This window comes from Desulfocurvus vexinensis DSM 17965, from assembly GCF_000519125.1.
Taxonomy (GTDB): domain Bacteria; phylum Desulfobacterota; class Desulfovibrionia; order Desulfovibrionales; family Desulfovibrionaceae; genus Desulfocurvus; species Desulfocurvus vexinensis.
In genome coordinates, this window is sequence record NZ_JAEX01000001.1 from 620,495 (window position 1) to 628,115 (window position 7,621).

At 72.4% G+C, this 7,621-nt stretch carries 9 protein-coding genes and 1 tRNA gene; 5 read left to right on the top strand and 5 right to left on the bottom strand.

Annotated elements, in window-relative coordinates; genetic code table 11:
• Nucleotides 1–48 precede the first annotated feature (48 nt).
• Entirely contained in the window at nucleotides 49–1,920 is a 1,872-nt protein-coding gene (uvrC, locus tag G495_RS0102900) for an excinuclease ABC subunit UvrC (RefSeq protein WP_028586576.1), read from the top strand.
• A 314-nt stretch (nucleotides 1,921–2,234) separates the two neighbouring features.
• Here uvrC and G495_RS0102905 read toward each other — a convergent pair whose 3' ends face one another.
• Genes G495_RS0102905 through G495_RS0102915 form a run of 3 tightly spaced genes read right to left on the bottom strand, consistent with a single transcriptional unit; the run spans nucleotide 2,235 to nucleotide 4,640 of the window.
• The gene (locus G495_RS0102905) at nucleotides 2,235–2,936 is read right to left on the bottom strand and encodes a metal-dependent hydrolase (RefSeq protein WP_028586577.1); all 702 of its coding nucleotides are present in this window, start codon (nucleotides 2,934–2,936) and stop codon (nucleotides 2,235–2,237) included.
• 42 nt (nucleotides 2,937–2,978) lie between these two features.
• A complete protein-coding gene (locus tag G495_RS20135; protein ID WP_028586578.1) occupies nucleotides 2,979–4,061 on the bottom strand; it encodes a M28 family peptidase in 1,083 nt (360 codons plus the stop codon).
• Between the two features lie 9 nt (nucleotides 4,062–4,070).
• Nucleotides 4,071–4,640 carry a UbiX family flavin prenyltransferase gene (locus tag G495_RS0102915; RefSeq protein ID WP_028586579.1) on the bottom strand — a complete coding sequence of 190 codons (570 nt, stop codon included), beginning with the start codon at nucleotides 4,638–4,640 and terminating at the stop codon, nucleotides 4,071–4,073.
• 191 nt (nucleotides 4,641–4,831) lie between these two features.
• Here G495_RS0102915 and G495_RS0102920 point away from each other — a divergent pair.
• A tRNA-Arg gene (locus G495_RS0102920) sits at nucleotides 4,832–4,908 on the top strand.
• Between the two features lie 130 nt (nucleotides 4,909–5,038).
• Here the strand turns inward: G495_RS0102920 and G495_RS0102925 are convergent.
• Nucleotides 5,039–6,103 carry a lipid II:glycine glycyltransferase FemX gene (locus tag G495_RS0102925; protein ID WP_028586580.1) on the bottom strand — a complete coding sequence of 355 codons (1,065 nt, stop codon included), beginning with the start codon at nucleotides 6,101–6,103 and terminating at the stop codon, nucleotides 5,039–5,041.
• A 536-nt stretch (nucleotides 6,104–6,639) separates the two neighbouring features.
• Nucleotides 6,640–6,846, bottom strand: a complete 207-nt coding sequence (locus G495_RS0102930) for a hypothetical protein (protein WP_028586581.1) — start codon at nucleotides 6,844–6,846, stop codon at nucleotides 6,640–6,642.
• Here G495_RS0102930 and G495_RS20825 point away from each other — a divergent pair, their 5' ends adjacent.
• The 3 genes from G495_RS20825 to G495_RS22730 form a co-directional block, all read left to right on the top strand.
• Nucleotides 6,847–7,116: a terminase gpA endonuclease subunit gene (locus tag G495_RS20825; protein ID WP_084457792.1), complete on the top strand. Its 270-nt coding sequence runs from the start codon at nucleotides 6,847–6,849 to the stop codon at nucleotides 7,114–7,116.
• A gap of 2 nt (nucleotides 7,117–7,118) precedes the next feature.
• Nucleotides 7,119–7,358 carry a helix-turn-helix transcriptional regulator gene (locus G495_RS20830; RefSeq protein ID WP_425387589.1) on the top strand — a complete coding sequence of 80 codons (240 nt, stop codon included), beginning with the start codon at nucleotides 7,119–7,121 and terminating at the stop codon, nucleotides 7,356–7,358.
• On the top strand, nucleotides 7,355–7,621 hold a 267-nt coding region (locus tag G495_RS22730; protein WP_156939550.1), incomplete at its 3' end, for a helix-turn-helix domain-containing protein. The genes G495_RS20830 and G495_RS22730, both read left to right, overlap by 4 nt.

Consider the following 7,621-nt stretch of genomic DNA (forward strand, 5'->3'; position numbering starts at 1 on the left):
CGCCCCGTGCTTTGACCGCGCCCCGGCTTTGGCGCATCATCCCCACCCATGAGCGAGCAGCACGACACCGCCCCCGGCTATGCCTTCGACCCCGCCGACCATCCCCGGGGCCCGGGCGTCTATCTCATGAAGGACGCGCGCGGGCGCATCATCTATGTGGGCAAAGCCAAGAGCCTGGTGCGCCGCCTGACCTCGTACTTCCGCGGGCAGGAGCGCCACACGCCCAAGACGCGGCTCATGGTCGCGCGCATCGCCGCCGTGGAGACCATCTCCACCGCCACCGAGAAGGAGGCCCTGCTCCTCGAGGCCAGCCTGATCAAGAAACACCGCCCGCGCTACAACATCGTGCTGCGCGACGACAAGTCGTACGCGCTGTTCCGCCTCACGCGCGCCGAGGCCTACCCGCGCCTGATGATGACCCGCAAGGTCGTGCGCGACGGCAGCGTCTACTACGGGCCCTTCACCTCGGCCCTGGCCGCCCGCCAGACCTGGAAGCTCCTGCAGACCGTCTTTCCCCTGCGCAAGTGCTCCGACCGCGCCTTCGCCAACCGCGTGCGGCCCTGCCTGTATTATCATATGAACCAGTGTCTGGCGCCCTGCGTGCTGGACGTTGCGCCCCAGGACTACGCCGCGGTGGTCCGCCGGGTGGAGCTGGTGCTCGCGGGCCGCGCCGGGGAGTTGCTGGCCAGCCTGCGCAAGGAGATGCGCGACCATGCGCAGCGCCAGGAATACGAGCGGGCCGCCGAACTGCGCGACCAGATCCGGGCCATCGAGACCACCGTGGAGCGCCAGGCCGTGGTGCTGCGCGAGGGCGTGAGCCTGGACGCCCTGGCTGTGGCCGAGGCCGCCGGGGGCCTCGGGCTGGCCGTGCTCTTCGTGCGCCAGGGCCGCCTGCTGGACAGCCGCACCTTCCACTGGCCCGGCCTGGGCCTGGACGACGCCCCCGAGGCCGTGGCCGGATTCCTGACCCAGTTCTACTGGGCCACGCGGCTCATCCCCGAGCGCATCCTGCTGCCCTGGGCCCCGGAGGACGCCGGGGCCGTGGCCGAGGCCCTGGCCGAGCGCCGGGGCGGGCCCGTGCGCCTGAGCACCGCCGCCAGCGGCCCCGAGAAGCAGCTTTTGGAGATCGCCCGCGCCAACGCCGCCCAGGCCCGCAGCGAGACCCCCGGCCAGGAGCCACTGCCCGAGCGCCTGGCCCGCGCCCTGCGCCTGCCCGCCCCGCCCGCGCGCGTGGAATGCGTGGACGTGTCGCACCTGGGCGGGCGCGGGATGCGCGCCGGGCTCGTGGTTTTCGAGGACGGCGCCCCGCGCAAGGACCAGTACCGCACCTTCACCTTCGCCGACCTGGAAGGCAGCGGCGACGACTACGCCGCCCTGGCTGCCTGGGCCACGCGCCGGGCCCAGGTCGGGCCACCCTGGCCGGACCTGCTGCTGGTGGACGGCGGGCGCGGGCAGGTGGGAGCCGTGATGGGGGCCCTGGAGGCCGCCGGAGCCGCCGGGGCCTTCCCCGTGGCGGGCATCGCCAAGGCCACGGGCGCCCCGGGCGCGGGCCCCGACCGCCGCGCCGGAGCCCTGGACGACCGCATCTTCCTGCCCGGGCGCAGCAACCCGCTGCCCCTGCGCCCCGGCAGCCCCGAGCTGCTTTTTCTCCAGCGCGTGCGTGACGAGGCCCACCGCTTCGTCATCGGCCGCCAGCGCCGCAGCCGGGGCCAGGCCCTGCTGGCCAGCGAGCTGGAAAGCCTGGAGGGCATTGGCCCCAAGACCGCCCGTCTGCTCTGGGACGCCTTCGGCTCCCTGGAGGCCATGCGCGCCGCCGACCTGGACGCCCTGCGCGCCATCCCCGGCCTGGGCAAAACCCGCGCCGCCCGCATCCTCGCCGCCCTGCGCAGCCTGGGCGGCGGCGCAGTGGACCGGGGCTGACGCAGGGCGGCGCAGGGCCGCGAGGGAGTGGGAGGGGACATCCGGGTACTGCGGGCGGGCTGGGCCGCGGGCCGCGCCGCGTCCGTCATCAAGAACGGCCCTGCGCTTACGGTCTTGCCTGCCCGAAATCATGCAGAACGGGTTTTCCGGAAGGCCCCCGAACCGGGCCGCGCGGCGCTTCGCCGCGCGGCCCGGTTCGGCGTGCGGGGTCAAGGGGCCCCCGGCCCCTTGCGGGGGTCCAGGGGGCAGCGCCCCCTGGCGGGGTCCGGGGCAGCGCCCCGGCAGCGCGGCGCGCGGCACGCCGCACGGCGGCCTCAGGCCGGGGGCAGGGCCAGGGGCTGGCCGATGGCGGTCTGGACGAGGCGGGTGCCCGGGGCGAATTCGGCCAGGGCGGCGGTGAAGGCGGCGGTGTTTTTTTCCAGCACGGGGAAGGTGCCCCAGTGCATGGGCAGCACGGCCTTGCAGCGCAGCAGCTGGCAGGCCAGGGCGGCCTGGCGCGGGTCCATGGTGAAGAAGCCGCCGATGGGCAGCAGGGCGAGGTCGATGGCGTGGAGCTGGCCCCAGAGGGCCATGGAGGCGAAGATGCCGGTGTCGCCCGCGTGGTAGATGGTGTAGCCGCCGGGCAGGGTCAGGATGTAGCCGGTGGGCGCGCCGCTTTCGGAGGAGTGGAAGGCCTGGGTCATGGTGACGCGCACCCCGGCGATTTCGGTGCTGCCGCCGATGTTCATGCCGATGCCGCCGATGATCTGCGCGGCGGGCACGCCCGCCTGCCGGAGCCGGGCGGCGGTGCCGACGATGGCCACCAGGGTGGCGCCGGTGCGGGTGCAGATGTCCACGGCGGAGCCGACGTGGTCGCCGTGGTCGTGGGTGACGAGCACGGCGTCGCAGGCGGTGACGCTGGCGGCGCCCACGGGGGCGGTGGGGTTGCCCTCGAAGAACGGGTCCACGAGGAGGGTGGCCGAGCCGGTGTCGATGCGGAAGTTGGAGTGGCCGTACCAGGTCAGGATGTTGGGCATGGGGGCCTCCTTGGGGGCTGGCGGCGGGTGGTGCCGGGGTGTTCAGGGGCCGGGGGCGGGCGCCGGGGGGCGCGGGCCGCGCGGGCCGCGCGCGGCGAAGTCCACAAGTCCGAGTACCGCATTTTCGAGGATCTGGAAATCGAGATTGGCGGGGGTGTCGCAGGGGGCGTGGACGCAGGCGGCCAGGGCCACGCCCGGCGAGGTCAGCAGCGCGCCCTGCCAGCCGTGGGGGATGAAGGCCGCGTGGTCCGAGCGGTCGATCCAGGCGCCGCCGGAGTCGGTGACCACGGTGTCCACGGGCTGGCGCGCGGCCAGGGCGGCAGCGAGGTCGCGGGCCAGGGGGGCGGAGGCTTCGCGCGCGCCCACGGCCACGCCGGGGCCGAAAAGCGCGGCGAGGATGCCCGTGGCCTGGGCCCGGGGGCCCAGGCCCACGCAGTCCACGGCCACCACGCGGCCCGGGGGCAGGCCCCGGGCGGCCAGCAGGGCCGCGTAGGCCACGCTGCCGCTGGCGGGCGTCAGGAAATGGGACTCCTCCTCGTTGGGGAAGAAGGCGACGCACACGGCGCCGGGCGGCGGAGGCTGGGGCGCGGGGCCTGCCTTGGCGCGCGGCGGGCGGTGCAGCAGGCGCGCGGTCTCCAGGAGGATGGCCACGCCGGAGGCGTTGTCCGCCGCGCCGGGGCTGCCGGGCACGGTGTCGTAGTGCGTGCCCAGCAGCAATGGCGGCAGCGGCGGGGGCGGCGCCATGTCCAGGACCGGCTGGGCGGGCGCGGGGGCCGGGCCGCCGGGGTGGGCGATGATGACGGGCGGCGCGGCGGGCGCGGCGGGCACGGGGAAGGTTTCGTAGGGCACGCCCCAGCGCTCGAGCAGGGCGGTGATGCGCCGGGCGGCGCGAGCGTAGGCCCGGGGGGCGCCCTGGTGGCGCGGGCCGATGCCCACGGCCAGCTCGTGGACGGTGCGCTCCAGGCTGGCGCGCAGGCCGGGCACGGCTTCGGGCGCACCCTGGCGGGCGGGCGCGGCGGCGGGCAGGGCCAGGGCCAGCAGCAGGGCCAGGGCCGGGGCGGCCCACAGGCGCGGCGCGCGCCGCCGGGGGGCCGGGGCGCCGAGGGGGGAGGCGGGGTTGCGCACGGGCGGGGGTCAGCCTTCCCAGGGACGCGACAGGCTGTGGGCGATGCCCAGGGTGTCCAGGATGCGCCCGCAGAGCTGGTCGGCCAGGTCCTGCACGCTGGCGGGCCGGTGGTAGAAGCCGGGGCTGGCCGGGAGGATGGTCGCCCCGGCGTCGGTGGCGCGCAGCATGTTTTCGAGGTGGATGCGCGAGAGCGGGGTTTCGCGGGTGACCAGTACCAGGGGGCGGCGCTCCTTGAGGGTCACGTCGGCGGCGCGGTGGATGAGGTTGGTGCCTGCGCCGCTGGCGATGGCCGCCAGGGTGGCCATGGAGCAGGGGCACACGACCATGCCCGCGTGGCGCCAGGAGCCGCTGGAGGGCGGGGCGGCGAAGTCGGCGGCGGCGTGGGTCGCGTGGGCCAGGGCGGCGAGGTCGTCCGGCGTGGCGTCGGACTCGCGGGCCAGCACCACCCGCGCGGCGTCGGAAACGATGAGATGCGTCTGCACGCCGGGGGCGGCGGCCAGGGCCCGGGCCAGGGTCAGGGCGTAGGGCATTCCGCTGGCGCCGCTGACGGCCAGCACGATGCGTCGGGTTTCGGTCACGGGAGCTCCTTGTGATCCCCGGACGATAGCCTTGGCGGGCGGGGATGACAAGGCGCGAAGGGGGCGCGAAGGGGGCGCGATGGGGAGCGGCGGGCGCGGGCGGCCAAGGACGCCGTGCCCCGCGCCCGCCCACCGCCGCAATCAGCCCTTGACAACGCCCCCGCCCCGTCATAGGTACTCATCCCTCAAGCGGGCAATTAGCTCAGGTGGATAGAGCGTTGGCCTCCGGAGCCAAAGGCCACAGGTTCGAGTCCTGTATTGCCCGCCATATTTGCAGCGGTTTACGGTAGCGATGCCGGAGACCGCTGTTTCTTTTGCCCTCCTCCTGCTGCTCTGGCACGCACCGCTGTGCCTTTTCCTTTCCGGCGCGCGTCTTCCTCCGTGGCTGACCGGCGGCCTCAGCCTGCGTCCAGCCGTGCGAGTTTTTCGGCGGTGCAAAAGTCGCGGTAGGCGTCGTGGTCCAGGGGATAGTCCCAGGAGCCGCTGCGGTATTCGATGTGCCCGCCGAAGCCCGTCTTGAAGCGGTAGAGGCCGTGGAAGGGGTGGGCCGGGTCGTCGGAGGGGGAGACGGCGCCCATCTCGTAGCTGCGGCAGCCGCGTTGCCTGGCCAGGCGCATGGCCTCCCAGTGCATCAGGCTCGGGGCCATGAGCTGGCGCTTGGCGTCGGCCGAGGCGCCGTAGAGGAAATGCGCCACGCCCTGCGAGATGCCGACGATGGCCCCTGCGAGGATGTCCGCGCCGTGGCGGGCCAGGAGGAAGAGCAGCTCCGTGCGCCCCGTGGCCGCCAGCAGGCTCTGGAACATGGCCGCGAAATGGCGCTGGCCGCAGGGCGTGAAGCCGCCGCGCCGCGCGGTCTGCTGATAGAGCGCGTGGAAATCCGGCAGGTTGTCCGCGCTGCCGAGCTGGACCGTGACGCCCTTGCGCCGGGCCAGGCCGATATTGTAGCGCGTCTTGGGCTTCATGGCCGCGAGCAGGTCCTCCTCGCTGCCGCGAAGGTCCACCACCAGCGAGCTGGCCACGGTCAAATCCTCGAAGGATTTTCGCAGGTTCCAGTGCTGCGCGCCCATGTTCATGCGCATCTCGCGCACGCGGGCCTCGGGGAAGGCGCTCCAGCCGCCCTGGCGCATGGCCTCGGCGTAGGGCGAGGCCCAGGGCAGGTCGTAGCGGATGAAGGCCACCTCGGGGCCGAGGCGCTTGGCCAGGGCCAGGGAAAAGCGCTCCAGGAAGGGGCCGCGCTGGTCCTCGGGCGGGGCGTACTCCGGCCCCTGGGGCACCAGGGCGATGGTCCGCCCGCCCCAGCGGCGCAGCAGCACCAGCACATCGTCCCACGGCCCGGCGCTGAGCAGGTCGAAGGCCAGGGTCCGCAGGCCCAGGCGCGCCTTGACCTGCGCCCAGTAGGCGGTCTGGAAGAGAATGTCCGTGGGCCGCAGTGCCGTGGTGGATTTGGATGCGATATCGAGCATGGGTCTTCTCCTGGTGTCGCGTGTGCGTTTTCCGGTGGTTGCCATGGCCAGGCGGCCCGGGAGCAAAAAAGAAGGGGCGCCCGAGCGCCCCCTTTTGCATGCAACGTCAATACGCCGTTCTACAGTGCTGGTGCAGGGGGCTCCGCAAACGGTGTGGCCGGGATTTCCGGCATGACGATTCTTTTGCTGGTCGCGGTCACGATCATTTTCCTTTCCTGTTTTGCTTGGCGCTGGCTTCGGCGCAGCCCGCTTCCGGGGCGTCATAGCCCACGGAAAAGTTTTCTGCAACCATGAATGCGAAATATCGCGCCGATACGTTATGGGATAATACGCTTTTGCATCCTGGTGCCCTGGGCACGCGGAGCGATACGTCTTTTGGAGCGTCGGTGCCGGGGGAGGACAAGGCCTTGCGCCACGCAGGCCCCTGGCCCGGGGCGCGCTGAGCGGGCGCTGGCCGCTGGAGAGGGCGGGGTGTGTGGTTGCGCCTGCCCGGGGCCGGGCTGCGCCGGGCCTGCATCCGCCGAACCGCCTGGTCTTCAGGCCGTGCAGGGGCTGTCCAGGCCCGGCGCGCGGATGCGCATGCACGTGGCCCACCGGTTTGCTGCGGCGTGTCCTCTCCCGCCGCCGCCTGCGGCCTCCCCCTCCAGCGCGGCGGGCAGCTCGGCCAGGGGCACGCAGGTCAGGCCCATGGCGCGCAGGTCGGCCACGTTGGCGCGGGCGTCACCGGCGCCTCCCGCCAGCACGTGGGAGTCATCGATGACTACGCCCGCGAGATGACCGCCGAATACCTCGACGACAAGAAGCTCTGCTGGCTTTGCCCCGAGGGCAAGGACAACCACTTCTGGGACTGCGAGGTCATGGCCCTGGTCGCGGCCCACGAGCTGGACCTGTGCAACTGGAAGCGCCCGGCGCCTAAAGCCAAACAGGCTGCCTGGGCCTGCACGGGGCAGCCCTGCCCCGCACTCCTGCCCGGCTCTGGAGCCCGCCCGGACTGGTTCAATCAAAGGAGATGACCGTGGACAAGACCAAGGGACGCAAACTGAACTGGAAGCAGGCCTACGAGATCCTGAACTGCTCCAAGAGCCACTTTTATAATTTGATCAATGAAGGCAAGATTCCAGCGTTTCGGTGCGGGAAGGTGAGAGGGGTGTGGGTATGGGAGGAGGAGGTGCAGCGGTATATCGGGACTGGGGCGGTGTACGGTTTTCTTGGACACCGAATTGGGAGTAAGAGATCCCCAGGAGGTGTTCGATGACGAAGGATGGAATGAGGGGCAGAGGAGCCTCCTCCCCGGTGGAGGGAGGCCATAGGCCGACCGGAACCGGGGATGAGGCACGCAAGCCGCCCAAGAGGTTCTGGGCCAAGCACAAGACCGAGGCTGTGCTCAGGCTACTGCGTGGTGAGGACATCGAGATTTTGAGCCGTGAACTTGGCGTGACCGCCGCCGCCCTGACCCGCTGGCGGGATCAATTCCTTGCTGGCGGTGCCGAGGGGCTCAAGAAGCGCTCACCCAAGGAC